Here is a 25,345-nt window from a genome sequence, read left to right as displayed (position 1 = left end):
GATTGCTAGCCTCCGTGGCGTTCTTCCGGAACTCAGTGGCGATTTCCACCGCCGCTCAGTGGAATTCGCCGGAAACCGCGCAAACTTCCGTGGAGCCTTTTTGGGGCTCCTCCGTGGTCACGAATTCCCCGCGACTATTCGACCCGCACCTCACGAGGCTCCTTGTCCGGCCGCCACCCCCGCCACACGGGGTGCCGCAGCCGCCCGTCCGGGGTCCACTCGCCGTACCGGACCTCGGCGACGAGGCTCGGCGTGACCCATTGCGCGTCGAGCGTGTCCTCACGCGGAACGTCCTTGAACGGTGGCGTCGTGCGCGCGAGCGGGCGCAGCTTGGCCGCGATGTCCGCGAGGTCTCGTTCCGTGAAGCCCGAGCCGACGCGCCCCGCGTAGTGGAGAGCGCCGTCGTCGTCCGTGACACCCACGAGGAGGGAGCCGATGGTGCCCTCGCGGCCGCCCTTGCCCCTGCGCCAGCCGCCCACCACGACCTCCTGAGTTCGCTCGTGCTTGATCTTGAGCCACGCGCTCGAGCGCCGGCCGGGCTCGTAGCGCGAGCCGCGCCGCTTGGCCATGACGCCCTCGAGTCCGTACTCGGCGGAGGCCGCGAGGACGTGCTCGGGGTCGTCGTCGAACACGGGGGAGAGCTGGGCGATCGGCGGCAGGCCGCCCTCGGCGAGGAGTTCGAGCGCCGCGCGGCGCTCGCCGAACGGGAGCGTGGTGAGGTCGCGGCCCTCCCACTCGAGGAGGTCGAACAGCACGATCCGCACCGGAACGCTGCGCCGCGCGGCCGCGACGTCCGTCGGATCGGTGAGGCCCATGCGCTGCTGGAGGAGGGCGAAGGAGGGGCGGCCCTGCGCGTCGGTCGCGATGATCTCGCCGTCGAGGATCGCGGGCCCGAGCGCGGCGAGCCCCGCGAGCTCGGGGTAGGTCCCCGTGACGTCGAGCCCGCGCCGGCTGTAGAGCCTGAGCGGGCCCCGCGCGTCGACGACTGCGCGGACGCCGTCCCACTTCATCTCGAGCGCCCAGTCGGCCCCGCGCACGAGCCCCGGCGAGCCCTGTTGGGCGAGCATGGGCGACGGCGGCCGCCCCCCTCCCGTTGCGCCGTCACCTTTACCGGGTATACGTGACGGCGCAACGGGGGAACCCTGCGGAGGTGACGGCGCAACGGGAGGCGCGGCGGCAGGCGCGGCGGGAGGGGCAACGGGAGGCGCGGCGCCGGCGTCGGCATCGGGGTCGCGCCGGGCCCCGCGGCGCCAGTGGCCCTTGGCCTGGTCCTTCATGAGGTGGATGAGCCAGTTGTCCTTCGCGCCGCCGAGCCCGTCCTGGGTGCGGATGAGCGCGATCCGCACGGGCTTCCCGCCCTCGACGTCCGCGAGCCCGCCGCCGGGCCGACCCGTGAGGATGACGATGATCTCCTTGTCCTCGCGCCACTTCTCGACCTCGTACGTGCCCGTGTCCCACACGAACATCTCCCCGGCGCCGTATTCGCCCCGCGGGATCGTGCCGGAGAACGTGAGGTATTCGAGCGGGTGGTCCTCGGTGTGTACGGCGAGGTGGTTCCGGCCGGGATCCGTGGGGATGCCCCGCGGGAGCGCGAAGGAGGCGAGCACGCCCTCATGCTCGAGCCGCAGGTCCCAGTGCAAGCGCCGTGCGTGGTGCTCGTGGATCACGAACGCGTTGCCGTCGCCCGGGACCGGTGCCTCCACCGGGACGGGCTCGGGCGTCGCCGAGGCGTCGCGCTTGGCGCGATAGGACGCGAGGCGGTCGTGGGCGGCCTCGGTGCCGGCGCTCGCCGTCGAAGAAGCGGACGACGGCGGCGGAGGCCTCCCGTCGTCATGCTCGCCTTCGCGCCCTCGACCGGCCGAACGCCCGTGCCCGCCCGCGCCGTCGTGCGGGATGCTGTCCGGGAGGACGGGCGCGAAAAGGTCCCCATACTTCTCGAGCCGCGCCGGCATCTCGTCGTAGCGCACGTGTGCCAGATCCGGCGCCGCGATCTCGTCCCACGTGCGGGGCGCCGCGACCATGGGCTGGGACCGACCGCGCAGCGAGTAGGGGGCGATCGTGGTCTTCTGCCCGCTGTTCTGGCTCCAGTCCACGAGGACGCGACCCTCGCGCAGCGTCTTCTTCTGGTCGCTCACCACGAGGTCGGGGTGGTCCGCGGCGAGTGAGCGCGCGAGCTCATGCGCCACCGAGGAGACCTGCTCCCAGGACTGCTTGAGGTCGAGCTTCGCGTACAGGTGGATGCCCTTGCTTCCGCTCGTCACGGGCACGGAGACGAGGCCTATGTCGTCGAGGATCGGCTTGATGAGGCGGGCCACCTCGACGCACTCGGGCAGCCCTGCGCCCGGTCCGGGGTCGAGGTCCAGGACGAGCCGGTCGGGGTGCATCATGCGCCCCTGCTCGTCGACGCGCCACTGCGGCACGTGGAGTTCGAGGGACGCGATCTGGCCGAGCCAGATGAGGGTCGGCAGATCGTTGATGAGGGGGTAGGTGTTGGTCGAGTGGCGATGCTCGAGGGTGACGCGCTTGACCCATTTCGGCGTCGACGCGTCGAGGTTCTTCTGGAAGAACACCTGGCCGGGTTCGTCGGGCGTTCCGACGCCGTGGACCCAGCGTTTGCGGGTCGCGGGGCGGTCGCGGACGGCCGGGATCATCGCGGGCGCGACGGCGCGCAGGTATTCGAGGATCTCGCCCTTGGTCGTGCCGGTGTCTGGGTAGAGGACCTTGTCCAGGTTGGAGAGGCTGAGCTCGCGGCCTTCGACGGCGACCATCGCGCGTTTGGGTGCCATGGCGTCACCCTGTCACGGGAAGTGGCGGACGTGAAGGGGGTGCTCGGGTCGGGTGCTTGCGATGACGATCCGGACTCTTGCCGAGAGATATAGATGGGTGTAGATATTTACGTGTGTCGATGGATCTCGGGTTGACCCCAGTGCAGGCGGTCGCGTGCTGCTCTCCGCTCTCGCGGGAGCCATTGTCGGAGGAACTGGCCGAACAGGCCTCGGTCGTGCTGAAGGCCCTAGGCGACCCTGTTCGGCTTCGTCTCATGTCCCTCGTCGCCTCACATGAGGGCGGCGAGGCGTGCGTGTGCGACCTGAACGACGCGTTCGATCTCTCCCAGCCGACCATCAGCCACCACCTCAAGGTGCTGCACGAGGTGGGGTTGCTCGAGCGGGAGAAGCGCGGAGTCTGGGTCTACTACCGGGCCCGGACCGAGGTCTTGGGGAACCTCGCCTCGATGATCGGCGGGACGGCGAAGTGAGCCTGTTGGTCCGCCGCGTGGTCGCCGAGCTGGTCGGGACGGCGTTCCTCGTGATGGCGGTGGTCGGCTCGGGGATCATGGCCTCGAGGCTCTCGCCTTCGGACACGGGGCTGGCGCTGTTGGAGAACAGCATCGCGACCGGCGCCGCGCTCGTGGCCCTCATCGTCGCGCTCCAGCCGGTCTCGGCCTCGTTCAACCCCATCGTGACCCTCGTGGAGAAGGCCCTGGGCCTCCTGGGCTGGCGCACTGCGGGGGCTCTGATTGCTGCGCAGTTCGCTGGCGGCCTGGCCGGGACCGTCGTCGCGAACGCGATGTTCGGCCTCGACGCTGTCGCGTTGTCCACGCACCCCCGCACCGGCCCGGGGCTGTGGCTGGGGGAGATCGTGGCCACGGTCGGGCTGCTCCTGGTCGTGTTCGGCACGGTTCGCTCCGGCCGAGCGGAACGGGTGGCGTTCGCGGTGGGCGGCTATATCGCCGCGGCGTACTGGTTCACGAGCTCGACCAGCTTCGCCAACCCCGCCATGACCCTGGCCCGTACCATCACGGACACGTTCGCCGGGATCGCCCCGGCCTCCGCGCCCGCGTTCATGCTGGCCCAGCTGATGGGCGGCGTATTGGGCTTCATCCTCGTCCGTCTGCTCTATCCCGCTGTTGCCAAGGTCCCCGCTGCTGCCGAGGACCCCCCAGTTGCCGACGCAGCATCTGCTGCCGATCGAAAGGCCATCTAGTGAGCGAAAAGCCGTCCGTCCTGTTCGTCTGCGTCCACAACGCCGGCCGGTCCCAGATGGCCGCCGCCTACCTGAACCATCTCTCCGGCGGCCGCATCGAGGTTCGCTCCGCCGGCTCCGAGCCCGCCGATCGGGTCAACCCGGCCGCCGTCGAGGCGATGCTCGAGGAGGGCATCGACATCCGCACCGAGACCCCCAAGATCCTCACGACCGAGGCCGTGAAGGCCTCCGACGTCGTCATCACGATGGGCTGCGGCGACACCTGCCCCATCTTCCCCGGCAAGCGCTACGAGGACTGGGAGCTCGAAGATCCCGCGGGCAAGGGCGTTGCGGCCGTCCGCCCCATCCGCGACGAGATCAAGTCCCGGATCGAGGGCCTCATCGACGAGCTGTTGCCCTCGGGGGTCTGAGGAGGAGCCCAATTCGGCCTGCGAGAACCAGGAAGGGGGTGGCGGAATGAGCACGAGATGCTGCGACGACGGCTGCTGCTGCGACGGCTGCTGCTGCGACGAGACCGAATGCTGCTGATCTCGCTGAGTGATGCATGGCCTTCTAGCCTCGGTCTTTCATGTGTTCGGCTGGGCCGAGGGCCTCGCAGCTCGATCCTGATCGATGTCTTGTGATGCGGTCGTGGGCATGGCGGAGTGCCGGCTGGCGCTGCCGGGCTGCGGTTCTCCGGTTCCTTCGGTCGTGGGCGGACGGGTTCGCTCAGGCAGGTTTCGGGATGGCTGCGATGTTGGCGAAGACCGCGACAATCGCTGGGGCCCAGGGCCAGGTCTCGGGGATCCGGAGCCATCGACGCCGGGCGCCGTGGACCAGTCGGGCGGGGACGTGCAGGAACCGGTAGCGCAGGGCTTTGGGCTCGCAGGCCGCGAGCACTTCGGCGTCGCCGGTGAAGGCGAGCATGCGGGCCCACGCGGTCAGGTCCGCGGCGATCTGGGCGAGCATGAGCCAGGCCTGGTTGATCGCGAAGTCCCGGGACGGGAACCGGCCCAGGCCGGTGTCCTTGGCGTGGCGGATGCGGTCCTCGACGCGGGCGTGGGCCCGGTGGCGGGCCTCGAGGAACGCCAGCTGCCCCGTGGCCGTGTTGGTGGCGAAGGCCTGGTACCGCCACCCGTCGGCCTCTTCGAACAGGGACAGCTGTGCGCCGGGGTGGGGGCGTTCCCGGCGCACGATCAGGCGCATGCCCTCCGGCCAGCCGGTCAGGTCCAGGAGCCCGGTGAGCTCGGCTATGTCGCCGCCGTCCCTGATTCCGCCGTCGGCGTCCAGGGCCGGGGCCCATACCCGGGCCGGGATCTGGGCGATGGCCTCGCGGATCTTCTCCGTGATGGCGAACCCGACGCTGTATTCGACCCGGCGGCCCCGGACCCTGCCCTGGCGATCGAGCCAGTCCAGGAGCTGGTGGGAGGCCCCTGCCCCGTCGGAGCGGACCAGGATCCTCTTTCTGCAGGCTGCGGGGATCTGGGAGATCGCCTCGGTGAGGACCTCGATGTGGTCTGCGGCCGTGTTCGACCCGGCGTTGCCGGGCCGGAGCCTGGCGGCGAGGAACTCGGAGGTGTTGTCGCACCAGACCCCCAGCGGGTGGAACCCGAAGGTCCGCTTGAACGTCGGCGCGGCCTTCTCCTTCTCGGAGTGCGCGACCACGACCGTCGCGTCAACGTCCAGCACGACGGTGGAGCCGAGATCAGCTCCGGCGGCCTTCGACGACGGAATGCCGCCACGGAGTCCCAGCTGCGCCCACACGTTCCTGCGGACACGGGCCCGGGCAGACTGGATCTTCTTCAGCCTCGCGGCCGTGGTCTCGTCCAGCGCCCGCCACACGGTCGCCGGCGACGCGACCGGCCCGAGCACCTGGGACTGGTGGCGCAGCACGTCGATGTCTGCGATCGCCTCCCCGCCGTCGGCGAGCATCACCGCCACGTCCGTCAGGACCCGGCCCCGGTCGTGGCCGGGAATGAACGCCCGACGCGCCATCGCCTTGGACAGCTCGGCCGTGAGCCCGGTCCGGTCGGACAAGAGCCGCAGCGCGGCGCTGCCCGCGTGGGCCACCACGCCGGTGCCGTCAGCGGTGACATGCAGACCGGCCGACCACGAAGTACGCTTCACCTACGGAGTGCCTTCCATTCAGGGGTTCTTGAGACGTCGCAATCCCAAGTCTTCCCTGATCAGAGGGCACTTCCGTGTTTCTACGCGCCGATCATCCAGCCCTGCCGTGGAAGATCCGGGCTAGCTTGACTTTGACCGGCGCAACCAGATGATGAATGAGCCCACTCCTAGCGTGGACGCCAGAACTACAGTCGGCGTCCATAGCAGCCACGATTCGGCCGGAAGGGGAGCGTTTGGATTGAAGCCCGACCAATAGTTGAAAACAGCTCTCCCAATTGTCGCCATAAGATTCCGCGGATCACCCCCGCCCACAAAGGGAAGGATCATGAGTGCCAGAACGCACGCCAAGGACGGCACCAATAGCATTCGGGAGGCGGCCCCAACGAAGAGCCCAATCAGGCAAAAGAAGGTGGCGACCGAGACGGAAAATGCAATCTGAAGGACAGGATTCGATGATGCTGGTGCATATTCGACAAAGTACGGGAAAATTTCCGAGCCAGTAGACTTCGTGAATACTCTCATCAGGATTGCCAGCCCGGACAATATTGCCGTTGTCAAAGGTACGGCCACTATGGGGAGAGTCGCTGACGTAGCGATCTTCCCGATGAAGACAGCCTTGGATCCCTCGAGTTCGAATCGCTGGCTCAACAGTCCGTGCCTCAGATCAGAGACAGCGAGTGAACATCCGTAGATGAAGAAGATGGCCGGGAAGAAGATAAAGGTAGTCATCTCGAGACTGGAACCCACAACAAACTGAGGTTCCAACGCCCGGACAGCATTGAATGCGGCCTCGTAGTCGTACCTCAGCGGATTGTCGATGAAACTTTGTGGCCCTTTGTGGACGATATCGACGGGGGCCGACATGGCTGCTTGGAGTGTCAGCCCGTTGCGTTCTGCCTGATTCTTTGTAGCGAGGTAACGATCAATTCGTGCGGGCGCGTTGGCGGCGGCGCCAAGCAAGCCCAGACAGCTGCCGAGGAGGACGGCGGCCGATAGAGCGGTCATACCTCGTCCCCAAAGCTGGTACCGGAGTTCAGTCCTGACCGAACGAAAGATGCTTCGCATAGAAATGATTCAACCCTCCGGGGCGTTCAGTATCCCAATTGGCGGTCACATCGATCAGGCTGCGGTCCTTTACCAAGAAGACTCGATCGGGCAGCGCCTCAAAGAAGTCCAATTGATGCCCAGCCACGACAACGCTGCGACACTTTGCTGCCCGAGTGATGGCTCCTGAAAGCCGCCCTAGGCTGACGTAGTCGAGTCCGACTGTCGGTTCGTCCAGGATGAGACATGGTGCGGACGTCATGAAGGCGCCAGTGAGCGAAACCCTCTTCCTCTCGCCGAAGGACAGCCTTCGGGACGTCTTCCTCAGAAGTTCATCTGAAGCAAAGGACTTTGAGCTTGAACTGTTGATAACTTCGCGCATTCTCATATCAAGGGAAGCGCAAAGATTTTGATAGCCCGTAAGATTCTTGTGCAATGGCGAGTCTTCAAACGCCACGTAGACCCTTCCCTCCGGCTGCTCTCCGTCCCAGGAAATCTGACCGTCAAACCGCTGAAGGCCCGCAAGACACCTGAAGAGCGTTGATTTGCCAGTACCATTTGCTCCCAGGACCAAGCTTGTGCCAACCGTTGGGAATGAGAAAGAAGCGTCTTCTATGAGCCGCTTTCCGGAGATCGATATGTTGATGTTCTTGGCTTCCAGCATGATCAAACCTCCAACGCAGTTGGCATGACGTTCCTACCGCCACGCGTTCCAAGCGCCGTCGCCGTAGACGTCTGCGAACTGAGTGAGCGTCTGATGAGTAACATTCCAGTAACCCCAGGGGGTCGGAACTCCGACGCCCATGTCGGTTTGGGCCCGCCAGCTGTGCTTCCAACCATCCGTGTAGGTCCGATTGATCCCCAGCGCCTGCACGGTGTTAAAGCCGGCCGCTGTTAAAGCCGGCCGCTCCGACTCTCTGCCAGCCAGAACTGTCAACAACCCTTGTCCAGTCGAAGTAAAAATCGACGTTCATTTCCGAAAAGAGTGCCCAGTCGACTGTTCCGGCGGTCATGAGTGTTGCGCGTCGAGAAGCGACTGCGTTTGCCGATGCCGTCAGCATCGAGTTGGTCGTGGACGCGCTCACGGGCCGCGGGGCCGGTTTCTCGTAGACAGACTGCGGCCTGTTGATATCCGAGACGAGTTGATTTGCTTTGCGAACCGAATCGCGATAGGTGTCTGTCTCCGACGCCAACGCGCTTGGTGCCGAAATTGTCAGGAGTCCGATCGAGACCAGGATTGATCCGGCGGACGTGAATATTCTTTTCATTTTCCTCCCCCATGAGATATTAAGTTTTTCGAATGACGCTCCGAAGTAGATTTCGGAGAACGTCCGACCGCCCCGAGTTGTATTCAGCGGGCCGCCATTGCCGACGCTGATTTGAGTTCAAGTGGATCGAGCCTAACGCGAGATTGGCTGGGATTGCAACGAGCGCCAGCACGGATTTTTGGGTCGGTCGAAACACTGAGTTTTGACGAAACGCCACTGAGCTTGAACAAATTCTGGCTCGCAGATTACGGATAGACCGGTTTCGATCCCGTTTCCGGCCTCAGTGGTGTGGCAGCGAATGACGAGAGGAAACATCGCGTCGGCAGACTGCCTGAAGACAAACCGCCGCCCGCGTCGCCGGGGGGATGGCGGCGATGCGGGCGGCGGTGGATTGCTGCTCGGGATTACTTCTTGAACGCGTCCTTGATGTCGTCGACCGCGTCCTTGACCTTCTCCCCAGCCTGCTTGAGGCCTGCCGACGTCTGATCCGCCTGGCCCTCTGCTTCGAGCCTCGGGTTGTCGGTTGTCCGGCCGGCGGCTTCCTTCGCCTTGCCGCCCAGTTCCTCAGCCTTGTTGCTGATCTTGTCGCCAGCACCCATGCTGTCCTCCGTTCCGGCGGGCTAGCGGCCCACCTCCGCTGTCGGAACGGCTCGGGCCGAATAGCCCGGGCCAGCGCTCGGGGGGAAGCGCTACCCTCCATCCTTCGCAGTGCGGCTGGTGGGATTCAAGCTGAGAAGGCCCCGCCGCGGTCGATTCCGCAGACTGCGAACGGCGGTTTAGAAACTGGAAAGTGGGTAATGCCGCCCGCGCTGTACCCTCAGCTCATGGACAGCATTGACCTCTTGCTGACCCTCGCGAGCGGCGTCGCGTGGACCATCGTCTACATCGAAGCGATCCGCATCGGTTTCGTGCAGCGCACGTATGCCATACCGGTTGCGGCACTCATGCTCAACGTTGCGTGGGAGTGGTTGTACACGATCGTTGACCTCTCCGGGACAGGGGGCGTGCAGGCGTACGTCAACCTCGTCTGGGCGTGCGCCGACCTCGCGATCCTCTTCACGTTCTTCCGTTTCGGATTCGCCGAATTCTCCGACCGCGTGGGCCGCGGGACGTTTGCCGTGGGAGCCGTTGGACTGCTGGCGGTCTCCGCGGTGGTGCAGTTGCTGTTCCTGGGCGAGTTCGGTGAGCGGCAAGGCGCGGCGTACTCGGCCTTCCTGCAGAACCTGCTCATGTCCGGGCTCTTCATCGCGATGTTCTACGCCCGTCGGGGCCCGCGCGGTCAGAGCCTCACGATCGGCATCGCGAAATGGTTCGGCACCCTCGCCCCGACCATCCAGTTCGGCCTGCTCTCGAACTGGGCCTTCGTGTCCGGTATCGGGCTCCTGTGCTCGGTGCTCGACCTCACCTACATCGGCCTGCTCTTCCGCGCTCGCGGGCTTCGCGCGCTGCCGCAGGCCGCGTCAGCTTCCCTCGCGCCCCATGACCGTCCCTCGCGCGCTCGGACCGTCCCTGAGAGGCACAACCGTCCGGCGTGACCGACGGTTATGCCTGTAAGGGACGGTCGTGTGGCGAGATCGGACGGCTGTGTCGGAATCGGACGGCCGTGTTGCAAACCGGACGGCCGTCCAACCCCCAAGAGCTGCCGCCCGCCGTCGTCCGCCGTTGTCCGCCGCGAATTGGCCCAAAGGTTGCTCGCCAAAGCCCGTATTCCGGTGTTCACTGGGTTTCATGCGGTCTATCTGGAAGGGCGCCATCAGCTTTGGCCTCGTGAGCGTGCCCGTGAAGGTGTACAGCGCCACGGAGGACCACGACCTCAAGCTCCACCAGGTCCACGACAAGGACAGGGGTCGGATCCGCTACCAGCGGCGGTGCGAGGTGTGCGGCGAGGTCGTCGAGTTCGCGGACATCGACAAGGCGTACGAGGAGGGCGGCCAGACCGTGGTCCTCACGGATGAGGACTTCGAGGCGCTCCCGGTGGAGCGGAGCCGGGAGATCGAGGTGGTCGAGTTCGTACCGGACGCGCAGATCGACCCGATGCTGTTCGAGAAGAGCTACTTCCTCGAGCCGGAGAAGGTCGGCGTGAAGCCGTACCACCTCCTGAGGCAGACCCTCGAGCAGACGGAGCTGACCGCCGTCGTCAAATTCTCGCTCCGGCAGAAGCAGCGCCTCGGCGCGCTGCGGGTGCGCGGCAACGTCATGGTGCTGCAGGCCATGCTGTGGCGGGACGAGGTGCGCGAGGCGGAGTTCCCGATCCTCGACGAGGACGTGAAGTTCTCGGACAAGGAGCTCAAGATGTCGTCCTCGCTCGTCGAGAGCCTCTCCACCGACTTCACGCCGGAGGAGTTCACCGACGAATACCAGCTGCAGCTGCGCCAGCTTGTCGAGGCGAAGCTCGAGCAGGGCGATTCCATTGACACCGAGGCCACCTTCGGAGTGCCCGCAGCGGAGGAGGGCGAGGGCGGCGGAGCCGAGGTCCTCGACCTCATGGAGGCCCTGCGCCGCAGCGTCGAGAATCGCCGGAAGGCGGCCGCGGGCGGTGCGGACGACGGCGGCAAGGCAGCTCGCGGGGCCGGCTAAACCGGTGCGTCGGGTCGCCCCGGGCGCGCTCGCCCTGCTGTGGGTGGCCGCTGCGCTCGGCCTCTTCCATGCCGCGTGGAGCGCGTATTGGGCCCCGGGCGGGACGGTCATGGCCGATTCGGTCGGGGCGTGGGCCACGGACTGGGCCCGCTCGGCGCCGGGGCTGGCGAGCCTCGCCCTGTGGGGCATCGCCGCGGTCAAGGCGGCCGCCGCGGTTGTGCCACTCCTGTCTGAGTTGGGGCGTGTGCCTGGGCGGCGGCTTTGGCGGGTCGTGTCGTGGATCGGAGGGACCGGGCTGGTTCTCTATGGCGGGTTGAACGTCGTGGTCGGCGCGGCCGTGCTGACCGGGGTGATTCCGGCGAGCGGCGTCGAGTACGGCGCCCTCCGGGCACACGTCTTCCTCTGGGATCCCGCCTTCGCGCTGTGGGGCGCCGCGCTGTGCGCGGCGCTCGTGATCACTCGCGGCGCTAACCCGCGGCGGGCGGCGAGGCTGCGAGCAGCTCGGCGAGACTCGTAGCGCGGCGGCCGGTGAGGCGTTCGACGTCGTCCGTCACCTCGGCGAGTTCGCCGCCCGCGATCGCGGTGTAGGTGGAGACCCAGGCGTCGTACTGCCACCGCGGTGCGGGCCAGCGCTTCCGGGACTCGTAGGCCTCGGGGATGGTCTCGTGGTGGAAGGTCACGGTGCGGCCGCGGGCCCGCGTGATGACGGCGGCCGCCTCCGTGAGCGTGAGCGCCTCGGGGCCGGTGAGCGTGTAGGTCGCGTTGGCGTGCCGCCCCGGGTTCTTCAGGATCGCGGCCGCCGAGCGGGCGACGTCGGTCTGCGCCACCGCGGCGACCCTTCCGTCCCCGGCCGGTCCCCGGATCACGCCGTCCTCGCCCGCGAAGTATTCGAAGTAGTCGAGGTAGAGGCAGTCGCGCAGGAACGTGTAGGTCAGGCCAGCCGCCTTGAAGTATTCCTCGGTCGCGTGATGGTCGCGTGATGGTCGCGGGCCAGGGTGAAGATCGCGTCCGGCGCCGCGCCCATGAAGGACGTATAGACGACGTGCCGAACCCCGGCCGCCCCGGCCGCGTCGATGAACGCCTTGTGTTCGGCGACGCGGTGCTCGTTCTCGCGGCCCGAGACCATGAACAGCGTCTCGACGCCGGCGAGCGAGGGCCCGCTCACGGCCGGGTCGCCATAGTCGCAGGGAAGGACGACGGCGCCGGGCAGCTCGGGTGCCTTCGCAGGGTCCCGCGCGAGGAGGCGTACTTCCAGCCCGGCTTCGGCGAGTTGACGCGCGACCTCGCGGCCGACAACTCCGGTGACGCCTGTGATCGCGAGCGGGGGAGCGCCGGTGGTCATGGGTGGATGGTACGCCGCGGTAACCATAGTGCGCGCGCCCTATTTTGCGTTTTCCCACGTGGGTCTACAGTGTGCGCATGAGTGAGGCGCGCGATAACTCTCCCGACTCCGCCGACGAGGAGACACCCGTCGAGTACCCGGCCAAGCAGGAGGCCTCCGGCCCCGGCGACTCGGGCGACGAAGCCAATGCCCTCCGGTTCACCGAGGAGGAGCAACTCATTCATGAGCAGATCCGCCGACATCGTGAGGAGCGCGAGCGGCGGGAGCGGCTGGAACGGGAGCGGCAGGAGAAGCAGGGCTAGGGCCTAGTTGCGCAACCTAGCACTCCTTGTGGGATGACATCCTGGGGGCGAGGCGCAGCGGCATTGTCGGATTGACCTGGTAGCCTGGACCAACAGTGTCCGCGCAGGAGGTATGTGTGATCCCGGTCGTCGACGTCTTTGCTGGCCCAGGCGGTCTCAATGAAGGCTTCTCGAAGGTGCTCCGCGATGGTCGGCCCGTGTTCCAAACGGTCCTGTCCATCGAGATGGAGAGCTCGGCGGTCAAGACACTTCGCTTCAGAAGTGCCATGCGGCACCTTCGCGCCACGGGAAGTACGGCTGGCTTGGACGATTTTCTGCACAAGAAGATCTCCATGGCCGAGTTGGAAACTGATGCTGAATACAAGATCGCAGCTAAGAAGGCTTACGAAGAAGTACGGCAATTTACGCTGAGCGAAGAAACGCGGGCAGAGTCCGATGAGATGATCAGCAAGTCGTTGGAAGCATATCCCGAGCAGCCGTGGGTTCTAATAGGTGGCCCGCCGTGCCAAGCATATTCGCTGGCTGGACGATCAAGACGGGTTCATGACAAGGACTTTCAAGACGACCACAAGCACTTTCTCTATCGTGAATATCTGAACATCATTGTCAAGCACCGCCCGACCATCTTCGTGATGGAGAACGTCAAAGGTCTGCTGTCTTCGATTAATCGAGGGGAGAGGATGGTCGAGCGGATCAAGTCTGATCTTGGAAGGCCCTCGGAGGACCTTGAGTACGATTTGCACTCGATGGTGGTGGCGAAGGGTGATAAGCCCGATCTGTGTGCGGCAGACTTCATTATTCGAGCTGAAGAGTATGGAATTCCCCAGAAGCGGCACAGGATAATTATCGTCGGTATACGAAAGGGATTAGGGCTGCCATCGCCGGTGGCTCTGCAGCAGGCCGGCAGAATCACCGTCGAAGATGCATTGTCAGGCATTCCTGAACTTAGGTCCGGTCTCTCTCGTTTCCACGATCCGGACGGTCAGGAATGGCACTCATTGCGGCAATCCGTGGCGGCGGCTGCTGGGGCACATTGGCCAGATGGACATCGGAACAGACTAGAAACCGAGACCTCTCGACGCCCCACGCCGGTTGACATGAACGGTGTTCCAAGCTCAGTGCAGAAGTATTTTGAATTTGTCCGACCTGAGTCTCTCCTGACGCTTCCGACTTGGAACCATGCAGCTCGTCGGCATATGCGAACTGACCTCGTGCGTTACGGCCTGCTCAGCGCCAAGGCACTGAAGGATGGTCGGAGTCCAAAGGTACGAGATCTAGATAGGGCGTACTGGCCGGATCATAGAAACATTTCAGACGAGGTTGTTCCATTTGAGGATCGGTTTCGCGTCCAGGTATGGGGAGAACCGTCCACTACGGTCGTATCTCACATCGCCAAGGACGGACATTACTACATCCATCCTGACCCCACGCAGATGCGAAGCCTGACTGTTCGGGAAGCTGCTAGATTGCAGACATTCCCTGATGACTACATCTTCTTGGGAAACCGGACTCAGCAGTTCACTCAGGTAGGCAATGCGGTTCCGCCGCTCCTCGCGAAAAAAATTGGAGAGCGCATCGTGGATGTCATTCGCGGCGACTGAGCGCAGCCGAACTCTCATCGAACACCTGATCTACGAACGAATCAAGCTGGTCCTGAGCCATCCCGTGGACATGTGTGACTGCAAGCCGACGTCCGAGACGCTTCATCACCACTCGCAGAAGGTCGTCACGACTATTCCCAGACACGTCGGCCAGCAGTCTCCGCGAAACAGATCGAGCAAGCGGGGGATATCCAGAAATTCTAGGTCTTTCAACTAGTTGGACGACCTGGTCTTCCCCTAGATGTTTCACGGCTTCGGGTCCCAAAAGATGCGATCGCCACCAAAGGCGTCCGAATGCCGTTCTTTGAAACTGGAACAGACGATCAGGGCTTACGTTCCAGCCATCTTCATGCCAAGTACCCCAGCGCCACACCAAAATGTCGGCAAGAACTCTGAGGTTTAGGAAGTTCCAAACATCATTGCTGGCTGCGTCGGCGGGCAAGATTTCCATCTCTTCATAAATCAGGCATGCGACTTCGCGGTCGAAATCAATGTTCTTGCGGCCCCTGGAAGCGACCGGATATCCGTACTGCCGAGCATGCTCGATTACACCTGTGCGTATACCGGCAAGCGTTTGCGTATCGGCCCTACGCATTGCTGTAGGATAGTAGACCGCATCGGAGCATTGAATGGTCCCCATTCGGGCCTCTAGAGCCTCCAGCGGATCCCGTCTCATCGTGGCCCATTCTTGTGTGGCACGCATTGAATCGAGTTGGGGAAAACATTGCAAATCAGCCATTTTTAGGTCTCTCAGACGTCAGGGATTGGAGCTCTGCCTCAACTCGCCCAGCGTCTTCACGGTAGGCCGCTCGTAGTTTCTCCGTTGAGTCGCTAAGGAGCCGGACGATGCTTGATAGGGTCTCTCCTAAGGACCCTTCTGGATACGATATTTCAAGGCTCAGGTCCTCGGCTTGCATCGCTTCTCGAAGGAGCTGACGAGAGAAGTCGATCCCCAAAAAGTCGGTCCACGAGAGATTCACTTCTTCGTCCGGCGACCGCAGCAGGCTTTGAATGCGCGGGTTGTCAGTATTGAGCCAGAGCCATAACGCTGAATTTACGGGAGCCTCGAGATCTCGGTTGATTACATTCAGCCACCAGAGTGCGCCCGAAGAGCCTTTCACCCCCTGCTCCCTGAATGAGACCGGCAAGATGGGGACCTGATTTCCTTCTTCCTCCAGACGGATCAAATGTTCGGTTGTGAAGATTAGATGACCTGGCCGGTGGGGCGCGAAAGGATGCCCCGGGGTGACCACTCCATGGTCAACAACAAGGGCAAGTTCGAGCTTGACAGTTCCCCGGACTGCGTCGCCGGGGACTTCGAGATGCACGTCCTGATTGCCGTCGTCGACCGGGAAGGCTCGACCCGCGAGGATAAGGGGGCAGCCGGATGAGCGTGCTGACAATCGCCAAGCGAGTGTTACTTCAGGATCGAGGTGGAGTTCGTGGCGGAGTTTCGCGAGATCTAGCTTGACGGAGCAGGACACGAAGAGATGTTGATAATAATTCCACGACGGATGTTCCTGATCAATTGTTATCTCTTCGCCGTCGATGAATAGTCTCCAGCCTATATCGGTGACTTGTGACTCATCGGCGACTAGATGCCCTAAAGTGACGCTGCGCATTAGTCCATCTCCTCGAGGGCCAGCTCGACGGAAACAGCACATTCCCGAGGCAAACTGAAAACCGCAGTGAACTGCAGGTCTGACGGCGTCACGACTGTAGCCGACGCTCGTTCTGTTGGGTCGTTGTCGCTCAACCAGTAGGCCAGCTTCGGGGTTGTTCCGGCCAACGGATCTTTATCTGACTCAGTTAGAGAACCATCGAGCACGACTCTCGCCTGGGCAACTAGTCTCAGGACTTCTCCAAGCCTTCCTCCGATCACCCGGAAGGTGAAAGCTACATGAGGTTCATTCTGATGGAGTAGAAGTTGCGGCTTGCCGACGATTCGACCTTGAGCCCGTCGGGAGGGTCGGACAACATCGCGTTGCTCGCCTTGAAGGCTTCTCTGATCGGAACCTCCCCCAAGTCCTTGGCCCTTAAACGAGCCGATGAGTGTTCCTAGGTTGGAAGAGACGCGTGTCAGCCCGCGAGATCCGTCGGTGCCATCGGCCTGTCCCTTCCCCCGGGTGAGTTCCCTGAAGTAACTCCTTATCCGGTCGAGGCAGATACGAACCAAGTTTCGAGAACCTCGTTGCTTCGACACCGGAACCCAGTCGTCATGAGCTACAGGTTCAGATTCGGCGAATTCGTGATCTACGCCCTCGTCCGCTAGGAAGACGGCGTGGAACGTTCCCTCGGCCGGCGCAGTCGTTATTGTGTCGTACTTTACGATCATCCTCGGGCCCCTCATGAGGGCAACAGTGTTCGCGAATTCGGGCGGGACATGGCCGCGGTCCAAGGCGTGACGAACGGCGAGCAATCCCAGATGCTTGCTGGGCCGTTCGGACCTGATCGCTTGAATCTGTGTGAGCGTCGAACTGAGCGGTCGGGACGTGATCCCGTCACGGATTAGGTCTCGGTATGCGAAGGCGAAATGTTTTACGGAGGAATCTGTTAGCGGTTCGATCGGAGCAAGCGGTGCGCCCTCATGGGAGAAAGCGAAATTGATCGAGGGCCCCGAACCCAGGTCCAACGCGTGCGGCCATGCCCATTTGATCGCGGCCTCCCGTAGGGCGTGGACACGTGCGTCAGGACCGACGTTTTGGTTCTGCTCGACCACTCCTTCGGTCTCGAGATATGGCTTTGGAGAGATGATCATGATGGTCGTCCCCGTGTCCGAGGGATCCGGGACAGGCATGCCGACATTCTGAGCTAGGAGCCGGGCAGAGGCTCCAGTCATAGGATCGATGACACCGTCATCGGCGAAGACCCCCCACCAGTTCCTTCCGGTGAACCTCTTGCCGGTGGGATCGGAGTAATCTTCGTCGCCGCCCGATACGCCAATGAGCCGTGCCTCCACAGAGTCACCTACCCGCGTTTGAGAGTAGATTAGGCAGACACCGACCTCGCTCGCTGAGTAAAGGACCCCCTTACCCAGCCCAAAGGTCCCGCCCTGCAAACCCTTGCTTGTGGATCGACCAAAGTTACGGACAAAATCAGCGAAGTCGCTGCGCTCACCTGGTTTCGGCACCACGTCGGCCCGAATCGGGCCCCCAAGTCCACGAGTCCCGGTGTCCGAGATGCAGAGAACGCGAATGCGCCCATCGCGCTGGAAGGCCCGCATCCGCTTTGAATGCCCTTCCGGTGGAAGGTCGCCGAAGACGTCCTCCAAGAGGATCTCCGTCTGCTGGATCGGCAACTCGAATTCGGACACGCTAAACGTGATCGTAGACCGGATATTGTCGCGAATGCGGGCGTCCCAGGAGTTTTGAAGTGCCTCTCTCAGCAGGACATTCCACATGTCCAGCTTCGTTCGTCCCATCGCATTTTCGATTGACCTCGCGTCCCCGCTGCCTGTGGGGGCCCATTCTTGACGGTAAAGCCTCATTGTCAGAGACATGATCAGGATCCGAAGTCGATCGCCGATAACGCGAGCGCCTCATGAGGTTCCCCGCCTAAATCGATTGAATATGTGAGACCCGAGAGTTTTCCGAAAATAGCCGGGTCAACGGTATCCGCCGTAAGCCGTGGGAAACCAGTATCAACACGACAAGTTCGGCTTTCTAATAGACTGAATTGTATCGTCGCGTACTGAGCTGAATCAGACTCACTGTAGCCAAGTCGGGCCACGCGCTTCAGCAATTCGAGGCGATCCATCCCTGAATCCCAGAGGCGATGCAGGACGATGGGCAGGCTTTCGCCGCCGGGGTGTTGCTCGAACCTATATCCACGGACGAACAGGTCAGAGTCTGGACGGTGCTGCAACTGCTGACCACCATGAATCGCCACCTCAAATCGTTCGCGACTCGATGACGCCTTGACTTCGACGTCGATCTTTTTGAACACGAAGTCATGGCGGCCCCCCTCAGGACCGGCCCAGTGGTCGAGGACGTTGGAACCGTGCGCATCCGACAACTCCTCGAGAAAGAGGAGCTCGGCGAGAAGCCCAAGGACTCGGTCTTCCGACATCAGCGGCTGCTGTTGATCTTTGAACATCTCGCGCCATCTGTGAACGACTTGGCGCGTGAGCCTCTCGGCGTCAGTTGGAGCTGTCTCGATCGAGTCCAAGACATCGTCGACCATAAGGCCGAATTCTCCAATGAGGCGGGGGGCCGAGCAGTTGAGTGCAAGATAAGGCCTAACTTCACCGGGGTGACCGAAAGTTCTGTATCCGAATGCGATCGAATCGTTCTGCCAGCTGGTCGAACTGGAGCCGATTTCATCAACGGGGACGAGCAGCATCATTTCCCCGCTGCTGTTGATGGCATGCACTACGCGGCCACGCGGTGTATCAATATCGGTCGGTCTCGCAGCGAGTCCCTCTGTTGGAACGCTGGAAGCTAAGAAGGAGTAAATGCTTGTGGAGGATTCACGGGTGCTCATCGTCGGCTTGACTCCTCGATTTCCGCACGCTCCTCGTCAACTCGGTCGGCGGCTTCCAACTCATCTGAATCATCTTCAAGATATTCGGGGTGTAGAGCCGCTGACATATAGTCGACAGCGTCTGCGGAATCTGTAGCCGCCGGGAAGAATATGGTCAGGCCTACAAGGTGGTCCGCCGCGTCGAGCGGCAAGCGTGCCGTTTCTCCGGAATCTCCTGTCCTTTGATCGGAACGGCGGAGGTCCTCGGAATCTTTGTTGATCGGGTACACTACCAACAGTGCACTTTCGCCTTGGCCTCGCTTAACTCTGAGGTCAAGCAGTTGCTTATCGTCAATCCGCCTGCCGTTGGGGCTCACCATTGCCGTGATACTTTCCCTGGTAACATTCTCGGGAAGGTCGATGTCGGCGATCCGATCCCATGTTGACGCGATAGCCTTTAGGTTGGCGGTCGCGGGCTCTTCGGGTCCCAATTTTCTCCGCCGCAGGAGCTTAAGTCCTTCAGACAGGCCCAACTTCATGTCGGATGCAGGTGCGTCTTCCCTGGTGATAAAGACCACGTTCCAGTCCGTCAGCGCTGCTTTCGCGTTCTGCTTCTCTACGTAAGCAATGATGCTGGGAAGGTCAAAGCTGCGCGCATCTTCGTGGGTCTGATATTGTCGGAGGAAGTCTAATACGAGGGTGGATGGCACGCTTCGAAGCCCCGGGTATTTTTGGCGGCCGAGTTTCTCCTCAGCGATGCCAGACCTCTTTGCGCGCTTCACGAGCGTCTCGACAGCCTGCTGGTTTGTCTTGAGCCACGCAGAATCCTGATGATGGAACAAGATCGTCTGGACGCGTCTTTCGGAATAACTAACGTGAGCCTTGATAGCTTTCTTCATCTTAGCGGCCGACGTGATCGCCATCTGTGGGTGAGTGCGGATCCGTACGGGGAGGTCCTTCGGAGTCTTTCCCTCCATGGCGTATACTTCGATTTCGCGACGTATTTCAGCTTCGACGGTCGCTAGGTCGACAAACCATTTTTTCAATTCCTCGGTCATCCAAATGCGGACCAAATCTTCGTATCCACCACGATAACCGAACCAGCGACCCATTTGAAGTAATGTGTCGTATGCGCTTGATGCACGCACGAAGAAGCTGCTGATCAGTCCTTCGAGAGTTAGCCCGCGGGAAAGAGTGTTTCCACCCACGACAATGACTGTCTCGGGGTTTTCGCCGTAGTGCAACCGGTCGTTGGAGAGATAATTGTCGACGACGGGCCGCGCTGTCTTTGCGGTTGAGAGGATGTGTGCGCGGACTTCTTCGAAATCGAGATCCGCGTTTTCGAACGTTGTTGCAGGGACCCTTCGAGTCTCTGATTCCCATAGGTCTTTCAGCTCTTGGATCAGCGCGGGCTCGTTGCGCGATAGATCTACCCGGATGTCCTGGAGTAGGTCGTGAATGGCGTCCGCGGTCTTCTCGTGAGCCGCCGCGCGCATCGAAGTGTGAACCAGCATTGACGAGTGAGCCATCTTGCCGGCGCGGATGCGTCTTGCTGTTGTTGCCATCAAGAACCATATGACAGCGTGACGCAGGCTCGTCGGCACATCAGGCACCCAGTCATCTATTTCGTCCTTATTTCGGGGCGGCCGAGCAAGGCTGACATCGTCGTCAGGGATGTAGCGGACGATGTCCAACCCATCGTCAGGATCTTGTCCCTCCTCTACGTCTAGGGTGCCGAATATCCGTTCCGCCCCAAAGTACGCTGCCGGTCTAGGTAGGCTGACGATGAAGTCGCGGGGATAGAGATCTGATTCATTGGATGGGTCGACCAAAAGATTGGCGAAAGGGGTTGCTGTGTAAGCCACATAGGCTGATTTGGGATGTGAAAGGAGCTCGCGTATCAGCTTGTTGATCGTAGATTGGCGTTTGTTACCAACATCGATAGAAGCTTGGTCGGCCTCGTCATCCACTATGAGGATTGGCGTATTGGCGAGGGTGGCTCGAGACGCTTTCTTCAGCCAGGCGTTGAGCTTTCGGAGTCGCGCGGGGTTCTTCTTCACGATTGCGAGCAGCCGCAGATCGCTGCTATTGAGGAGTGCGTTTGGATTCGTCGTGGTCGAGAAGTCGTGTTCGGATGTTGTGAGGAGGTGGAATCGCTGAGTGCACGGTTGGACGATGTAATCGTCCAGTCTGTCCTGGGTCTGCTTCCGCAGGTTGTCCGTGATGCCGGAGAGTACGATGATGAGTCGGTATCCAACGTCGGCGGCTTTTGCGATTACGGACATAAAGTTTGTGGTCTTGCCGCTTTGAACGTAGCCAAGGACGAGTCCCCGCGAGTCAATGCTTTCTTGCCCCGGAGCGGATCCCAATGACACGACTCGCGAGGACGACTCGTCGACGGCCATCAGAGCATCCGGAATCTCGGCCTGAAGCCGACTCCGGAGTGCGGGCCAAAAATAGTCGTCGTCTTTCGGTCCCCCGTACCAGCTGGACCTTCGCGTGTTGATGGCTCCGCCGTCATCAGGGAAGGGGCCAGTAGGGGGCCAGATCTCAATGATCCGCATTCTGCGTTCGTATTCGGCGCGTGCGGCCGTGGCCAGTTCGGCGGGGACCTTGAAGTAGCCCTGCTGGAGCCTGTTGGTAGCCGCTGCGATCGAGAGGCCGCCTCGCACGGTAACCTCGATCTGTTCGGCTAGTTCCTTGACTACAGCGGCGTAGTCGTCATCTGCCTCTGATCGGAATTCATCGATGCTCATGTGGGCCCCCATCGCCGTGGTCTAGATCTCAATCGCGAACAACTCAGTGGCCGCAGAGCAGCCATGCACCGTTACTCGGATATTATCCGTGGCGCCTGACAATTTTTGCTGGGTAGGCTCGCATCGTGACATCGCCTGAAACCCCCCTCCCCGGCGGCGACGTCACCGACGGCATCGTGCGGGTTGGCGACACCGTTCGCCGGCCCCTCGGTCCGCATTCGCCGCTCGTCCACGCGGTCCTCGGGCACCTCGAGCGCCAGGGCTTCGACGGCGCCCCACGTTTCCTCGGCGTCGACGACCAGGGCCGCGAGATCCTGAGCTTCATCGAGGGCGAGGTTGCCGGGCGACCGCACCCGGCCTGGCTGGCCGACGAGCACCGCCTCGTCTCCCTCGCCCGCCTCGTGCGGCGCCTCGATGACGCGATGGCCGGCTTCGCGCCGTCGTCCGCGATGCTCGAAGCGGTCGCCGCGCCGGACATCCCAGGAATGCCGGCAGCCCCGGAGGCCGAGCCGGAGTTCGTGGGCCACCTCGACATCACGCCGGAGAACGTCGTGTTCCGCGACGGCAAGGCCGCAGCGCTCATCGACTTCGACCTCGCCAAGCCAGCCACCCGCGTGGACGAGGTCTTCAACCTCTGCCTCTGGTGGGCGCCGTTCGGCCCGGACGAGGACCGCTCCGAACCGCTCCGCGGCGTCGACTCCGCCGCCCGCACGCGACTGATCGCGGACGCCTACGGCCTCGCCGCCGTCGACCGCGCGCGCCTCGTCCCGACAGCGATCCGCCGCACCGAGCGCAGCTGGTTCCTCATGAAATACCGGGCCGAGCACGACGGCGGCGGCTGGCTCCGGATGTGGCGGGACGGAGCGGGGGAGCGCATCCGGCGCCGCCTCGCGTGGCTCGAGGCCGAACGGGGGCGGCTGGCCGGGGCGCTAGGCTGACGATTGCTTGTATCTTTGTTAGGTGGGCATCAACAAGACGTGTCACACATTTTCTACGGGGAGTCATGTCAGGGTCCCGGATAGAGGCGAATAGTGAGCGTCATGAGCAACCACCTTGGATTCGCGGAGTTGGCCATTGAGCGACCGGCCACGGTCCTGACGCCGGAGCGCCTGCGACAGGCCAAGAAGGCGTACACCACACGCTTCGTGGAGGCCGCACTGAACCGCAACGCGGACGGCTACTGGCTTGAGAGCAGCCCCGACACCGTGCCCGCGAGGGGCGACGTGGTGCTCGCGCGGGTTGAGCGGATCGGCCAGCTGCCGCGCCTGGAGAGCCCGGCGTCGCGGCGACAGCTCCTCTTCGTCGGCGACGAGATCCTGCTCGCGTACGGCGACCGCTACGCCGCCGATCACGTCCACGCCGAGCTGCCAACCGACCTCGGCCCCTGCCACCTCGCGGCTGCGGGCGGCCTTGCCTCAAGCGTGACGGCGTTCCACAGCAATCTGGGGCGGCCCACCGATATCGTTCCGCTCGGGATCCTGGCCGACGCCGGCGGGCGCGTGAATCTGATCCGTCTGGCTCCGCGCCGCGTCGTCCCCAGTGCGATGCTCCGGAAGTCCCCGGCAACGCCCGTTCTCGCCGTCCTGGGCACGTCGATGAACGCCGGAAAGTCAACGGCCGCCGCGTCGATCATCCGTGGCCTGACCCGGTCTGGGCTGCGGGTCGCGGCCGGCAAGCTCACGGGAACCGGCGCGGGCGGGGATCCCGGGCTCTACGCCGATGCCGGGGCCAGCATCACGTTGGACTTCACAGACTTCGGCTACCCGAGCACGTACAAGGTGCCCGTCCCCGAACTCCTTCGGCTTGCGGACTCGCTGCTGGCGGCCCTCGACGGCGGCCACCCGGACGTCATCGTGCTCGAGATCGCGGACGGCATCTATCAGCAGGAGACAGCAGGGCTCCTTGGCAACGAGGTTCTGCGCGGGCTGTTCGACGGTGTGGTCTTCGCGGCATCGGACGCGCTCGGCGCCGTGAACGGCGTCGAGATGCTCAGCAGGTGGGGCCTTCAGCCGCTCGCCGTGACGGGCGTCCTCACGTCCTCGCCCTTGGCGTCGGCCGAGACCTCCGCGGTCCTCGGCGCCCGCGTCCCCGTCGTGCCGACCCTCTCGTTCTGCGAGGACGAGGCCGGCAGGCGCCTCCTCGAGCGGCTCGCCGTGCGATGAGCGCGGCCGACGGCGGCCTGCCGCCTCTGCTGGGAAACGGACGGACCGCCTTGCTCGGCGGGTTGGTCCTTTCCGGCGCTGGCTTGGCCGTCGCGTCCGCGGGCGTCGCGCACCTCATCTCCCAGCTTGACCGCATCCCGGACACGTGGGGCCGGATCCTGTTCGTGGCTCTGCTGGCGGTCCTGGTCGGCGCCGTCGCCTCGCTGAGGATCCTCGAGCGGGTCCTGGCCGAGAAGCTCGGCCAGAACTACGTCCAGGAGATCCGCCTCATCGTGCTCAGGTCGGCGCTCGCGGGAACGCGCGGCCCCAGCCTTGCGATCACCGTGGCCCGCACGACCAACGATCTCAACAGCGTCCGCAACTGGATGACCTACGGGGTATCGGCCCTGGCCGTCGGCATCCCGCTCATCCTCGCGCTCGTCGTGGCGCTCTGGATCCTCTCGCCCGTTCTCGCGCCGACGATCCTGCTCCCCATGGTGTTGCTCAGCACGCTCCTGGGCCTCCTCGTCGGCCCGGCCTACCGCCGATCGCGGGCCCTTCGAAAGCAGCGCGGGCGCCTCGGTGCCCAGATCGGGGACTCGCTCGCCGCGGCCCTCGCCATTCGTGCGGGCGGGGGAGAGGAACGCGAGCTGCGCCGCCTCGAGGAGCTCGGGACCACGGTCTCTGCGGCCGCCGTGTCCCGCGCGGCCGTCGCGGGCGCCCTGAGGGCCGGCGCGGCGGCGGCGGCCTCCGCGTCCGCCGTCGCCGTTGCGGTCGTGGGGACGTTCGCGGGGCTCGACCACCTGACGATCGCCGCCGGCCTCACGCTCGTGGGCCTCGTCGCGGCGCCGATCCACGAGCTGGGTCGCTGCGTCGAATACCTGCAGTCGTTCCGGGCGGCGCGGCACGTCCTCGGGCCGGTGCTCGCGCCGGTGCCCGTCCTCGCTCCGCCCGTTGGGGCGGCGCCGTCGAAGGGCGCGCCCGGCTCGGAGGGCGGGCCCGGCCCGCTCGTCGAGGCCACGGCCATCCGGCTGCCCGGCGACGGCGAGCCGTTCGATCTCGCCGCGCGGCCTGGGGAGCGCCTTCTCGTCACGTCCGTGGATCCGCAGCGGGTCGCCGCGCTCTTCGAGACGTTCCTCGGGTTGAGGCACGACGGCGCAGCCTCCGTGCGCATCAATGGCCGCGAGGTCATTGGCCTCCCGTCCCGTGACCGCCGCGCGCTGATCGGCTACGCGCGGCGCGGGCTCCCGGTCGAGCGGGGAACTATTGCCCGCGCGGTGCGGTACCGCCACCCCGACCTGCCCGAGTCGGTGGTCCGCCGCGAGCTCGAGCTCGCCGGAATGCGCGGCCTCGATGCGCTTCCTCGCGCGGAGCAGACGGTCCTGCGACGCGGGGGAGAGCCGCTCAGCGTCTCGGACCGGGCCAAGGTGCACGTGGCCAGAGCCATGCTGAAGAGCCCGCCCCTTCTGCTGATGGACCACATCGACGCGGATTTGGGTCCCGACGGAGTGGCGGCTCTCGTCGATCGACTGGCCTCGTACCCGGGGGTCGTCATAGCGGCCACGGATGCGCCCGAGCGTCTGCGAGGCAGCTGGTCGCGGCTCTCGCTCGATGAGCTCAACGCCAAGCCCATCCCCTTGGACCAGCCGCTCCCGCGGCGGCGAGAGCTCCGTGACGGCGGACTGCGCCCTGGAGTTCCCCAGTCCCGCCGATGAATCGAGCAAGCTGTGCCGGGCCTGTGCGTTTCCGGCCAACATCGCCGA

At 63.8% G+C, this 25,345-nt stretch carries 23 protein-coding genes; 11 read left to right on the top strand and 12 right to left on the bottom strand.

The features are described 5' to 3' along the window. Window positions 1–134: 134 nt before the first annotated feature. Window positions 135–2,786 (bottom strand): ATP-dependent DNA ligase, encoded by a 2,652-nt coding sequence (locus ACOKR1_RS18470; RefSeq protein WP_422934357.1) that lies wholly within the window; start codon window positions 2,784–2,786, stop codon window positions 135–137. 119 nt (window positions 2,787–2,905) lie between these two features. On the opposite strand from ACOKR1_RS18470, the gene ACOKR1_RS18465 reads away from it, so the two are divergent. From ACOKR1_RS18465 to ACOKR1_RS18455, 3 genes are read left to right on the top strand one after another with little or no spacing between them, the layout of a single operon-like run. Further along, the gene (locus ACOKR1_RS18465) at window positions 2,906–3,256 is read left to right on the top strand and encodes an ArsR/SmtB family transcription factor (protein ID WP_422936686.1); all 351 of its coding nucleotides are present in this window, start codon (window positions 2,906–2,908) and stop codon (window positions 3,254–3,256) included. Next, window positions 3,253–3,984 (top strand): aquaporin, encoded by a 732-nt coding sequence (locus tag ACOKR1_RS18460; RefSeq protein WP_422934356.1) that lies wholly within the window; start codon window positions 3,253–3,255, stop codon window positions 3,982–3,984. Before ACOKR1_RS18465 ends, ACOKR1_RS18460 begins: the two co-directional genes overlap by 4 nt. Beyond that, window positions 3,984–4,394: an arsenate reductase ArsC gene (locus tag ACOKR1_RS18455; RefSeq protein WP_422934355.1), complete on the top strand. Its 411-nt coding sequence runs from the start codon at window positions 3,984–3,986 to the stop codon at window positions 4,392–4,394. The genes ACOKR1_RS18460 and ACOKR1_RS18455 overlap by 1 nt, the downstream gene beginning before the upstream one ends. A 298-nt stretch (window positions 4,395–4,692) precedes the next feature. Here ACOKR1_RS18455 and ACOKR1_RS18450 read toward each other — a convergent pair whose 3' ends face one another. The 4 genes from ACOKR1_RS18450 to ACOKR1_RS18435 all read right to left on the bottom strand — a co-directional run bounded on the left by ACOKR1_RS18450 (window position 4,693) and on the right by ACOKR1_RS18435 (window position 9,001). Next, window positions 4,693–6,090, bottom strand: coding sequence for an IS1380 family transposase (locus ACOKR1_RS18450; protein ID WP_422933120.1), 1,398 nt, complete (start codon window positions 6,088–6,090; stop codon window positions 4,693–4,695). Window positions 6,091–6,210: 120 nt separating this feature from the next. Beyond that, window positions 6,211–7,095, bottom strand: coding sequence for a hypothetical protein (locus ACOKR1_RS18445; protein ID WP_422934354.1), 885 nt, complete (start codon window positions 7,093–7,095; stop codon window positions 6,211–6,213). A gap of 28 nt (window positions 7,096–7,123) precedes the next feature. Beyond that, window positions 7,124–7,798, bottom strand: coding sequence for an ATP-binding cassette domain-containing protein (locus ACOKR1_RS18440; RefSeq protein ID WP_422934353.1), 675 nt, complete (start codon window positions 7,796–7,798; stop codon window positions 7,124–7,126). A gap of 1,008 nt (window positions 7,799–8,806) precedes the next feature. Beyond that, window positions 8,807–9,001: a CsbD family protein gene (locus ACOKR1_RS18435; protein WP_422934352.1), complete on the bottom strand. Its 195-nt coding sequence runs from the start codon at window positions 8,999–9,001 to the stop codon at window positions 8,807–8,809. A 225-nt stretch (window positions 9,002–9,226) separates the two neighbouring features. Here ACOKR1_RS18435 and ACOKR1_RS18430 point away from each other — a divergent pair, with 225 nt between their 5' ends. The 3 genes from ACOKR1_RS18430 (at window position 9,227) to ACOKR1_RS18420 (ending at window position 11,496) form a co-directional block, all read left to right on the top strand. Beyond that, the gene (locus ACOKR1_RS18430) at window positions 9,227–9,937 is read left to right on the top strand and encodes a hypothetical protein (protein ID WP_422934351.1); all 711 of its coding nucleotides are present in this window, start codon (window positions 9,227–9,229) and stop codon (window positions 9,935–9,937) included. Between the two features lie 193 nt (window positions 9,938–10,130). Then, window positions 10,131–10,979, top strand: a complete 849-nt coding sequence (locus tag ACOKR1_RS18425; RefSeq protein WP_422934350.1) for a Ku protein — start codon at window positions 10,131–10,133, stop codon at window positions 10,977–10,979. Between the two features lie 4 nt (window positions 10,980–10,983). Further along, on the top strand, window positions 10,984–11,496 hold the full coding sequence (locus ACOKR1_RS18420; protein ID WP_422934349.1) for a DUF3995 domain-containing protein: 513 nt from the start codon (window positions 10,984–10,986) through the stop codon (window positions 11,494–11,496). Here the strand turns inward: ACOKR1_RS18420 and ACOKR1_RS18415 are convergent. After that, a complete protein-coding gene (locus tag ACOKR1_RS18415) occupies window positions 11,447–11,899 on the bottom strand; it encodes a hypothetical protein (RefSeq protein ID WP_422936685.1) in 453 nt (150 codons plus the stop codon). The genes ACOKR1_RS18420 and ACOKR1_RS18415 overlap by 50 nt on opposite strands. Before the next feature lie 11 nt (window positions 11,900–11,910). Then, window positions 11,911–12,321 (bottom strand): NAD(P)H-binding protein, encoded by a 411-nt coding sequence (locus ACOKR1_RS18410; RefSeq protein ID WP_422934348.1) that lies wholly within the window; start codon window positions 12,319–12,321, stop codon window positions 11,911–11,913. Between the two features lie 77 nt (window positions 12,322–12,398). Between ACOKR1_RS18410 and ACOKR1_RS18405 the strand changes: the two genes are divergently transcribed. Beyond that, the gene (locus tag ACOKR1_RS18405) at window positions 12,399–12,623 is read left to right on the top strand and encodes a hypothetical protein (RefSeq protein WP_422934347.1); all 225 of its coding nucleotides are present in this window, start codon (window positions 12,399–12,401) and stop codon (window positions 12,621–12,623) included. 116 nt (window positions 12,624–12,739) lie between these two features. Next, window positions 12,740–14,224 carry a DNA cytosine methyltransferase gene (locus tag ACOKR1_RS18400; protein ID WP_422934346.1) on the top strand — a complete coding sequence of 495 codons (1,485 nt, stop codon included), beginning with the start codon at window positions 12,740–12,742 and terminating at the stop codon, window positions 14,222–14,224. On the opposite strand, the gene ACOKR1_RS18395 is transcribed toward ACOKR1_RS18400, so the two are convergent. The 5 genes from ACOKR1_RS18395 to ACOKR1_RS18375 form a co-directional block, all read right to left on the bottom strand. Further along, window positions 14,208–14,963: a DUF6339 family protein gene (locus ACOKR1_RS18395; RefSeq protein WP_422934345.1), complete on the bottom strand. Its 756-nt coding sequence runs from the start codon at window positions 14,961–14,963 to the stop codon at window positions 14,208–14,210. The two genes, ACOKR1_RS18400 and ACOKR1_RS18395, sit on opposite strands and share 17 nt — an antisense overlap. Then, window positions 14,956–15,846 (bottom strand): hypothetical protein, encoded by an 891-nt coding sequence (locus ACOKR1_RS18390; protein ID WP_422934344.1) that lies wholly within the window; start codon window positions 15,844–15,846, stop codon window positions 14,956–14,958. Before ACOKR1_RS18390 ends, ACOKR1_RS18395 begins: the two co-directional genes overlap by 8 nt. After that, window positions 15,846–17,537: a hypothetical protein gene (locus ACOKR1_RS18385; RefSeq protein ID WP_422934343.1), complete on the bottom strand. Its 1,692-nt coding sequence runs from the start codon at window positions 17,535–17,537 to the stop codon at window positions 15,846–15,848. Before ACOKR1_RS18385 ends, ACOKR1_RS18390 begins: the two co-directional genes overlap by 1 nt. 188 nt (window positions 17,538–17,725) lie before the next feature. After that, window positions 17,726–18,706 (bottom strand): PD-(D/E)XK motif protein, encoded by a 981-nt coding sequence (locus ACOKR1_RS18380; RefSeq protein ID WP_422934342.1) that lies wholly within the window; start codon window positions 18,704–18,706, stop codon window positions 17,726–17,728. After that, a complete protein-coding gene (locus ACOKR1_RS18375; RefSeq protein WP_422934341.1) occupies window positions 18,703–21,441 on the bottom strand; it encodes a Z1 domain-containing protein in 2,739 nt (912 codons plus the stop codon). Before ACOKR1_RS18375 ends, ACOKR1_RS18380 begins: the two co-directional genes overlap by 4 nt. A gap of 125 nt (window positions 21,442–21,566) precedes the next feature. On the opposite strand from ACOKR1_RS18375, the gene ACOKR1_RS18370 reads away from it, so the two are divergent. The 3 genes from ACOKR1_RS18370 (at window position 21,567) to ACOKR1_RS18360 (ending at window position 25,297) form a co-directional block, all read left to right on the top strand. Then, window positions 21,567–22,379 (top strand): phosphotransferase, encoded by an 813-nt coding sequence (locus tag ACOKR1_RS18370; protein WP_422934340.1) that lies wholly within the window; start codon window positions 21,567–21,569, stop codon window positions 22,377–22,379. Between the two features lie 102 nt (window positions 22,380–22,481). Beyond that, window positions 22,482–23,603, top strand: coding sequence for a DUF1611 domain-containing protein (locus ACOKR1_RS18365; RefSeq protein WP_422934339.1), 1,122 nt, complete (start codon window positions 22,482–22,484; stop codon window positions 23,601–23,603). Continuing rightward, a complete protein-coding gene (locus ACOKR1_RS18360; protein ID WP_422934338.1) occupies window positions 23,600–25,297 on the top strand; it encodes an ABC transporter transmembrane domain-containing protein in 1,698 nt (565 codons plus the stop codon). The genes ACOKR1_RS18365 and ACOKR1_RS18360 overlap by 4 nt, the downstream gene beginning before the upstream one ends. The last annotated feature ends 48 nt before the right edge of the window (window positions 25,298–25,345 follow it).

Origin of the sequence: Sinomonas sp. P47F7 (genome assembly GCF_049332655.1) — a bacterium.
Lineage (GTDB): Bacteria > Actinomycetota > Actinomycetes > Actinomycetales > Micrococcaceae > Sinomonas.
Note: the sequence above shows the minus strand (reverse complement) of the source record. Positions and strands in the feature narration are given on the sequence as shown.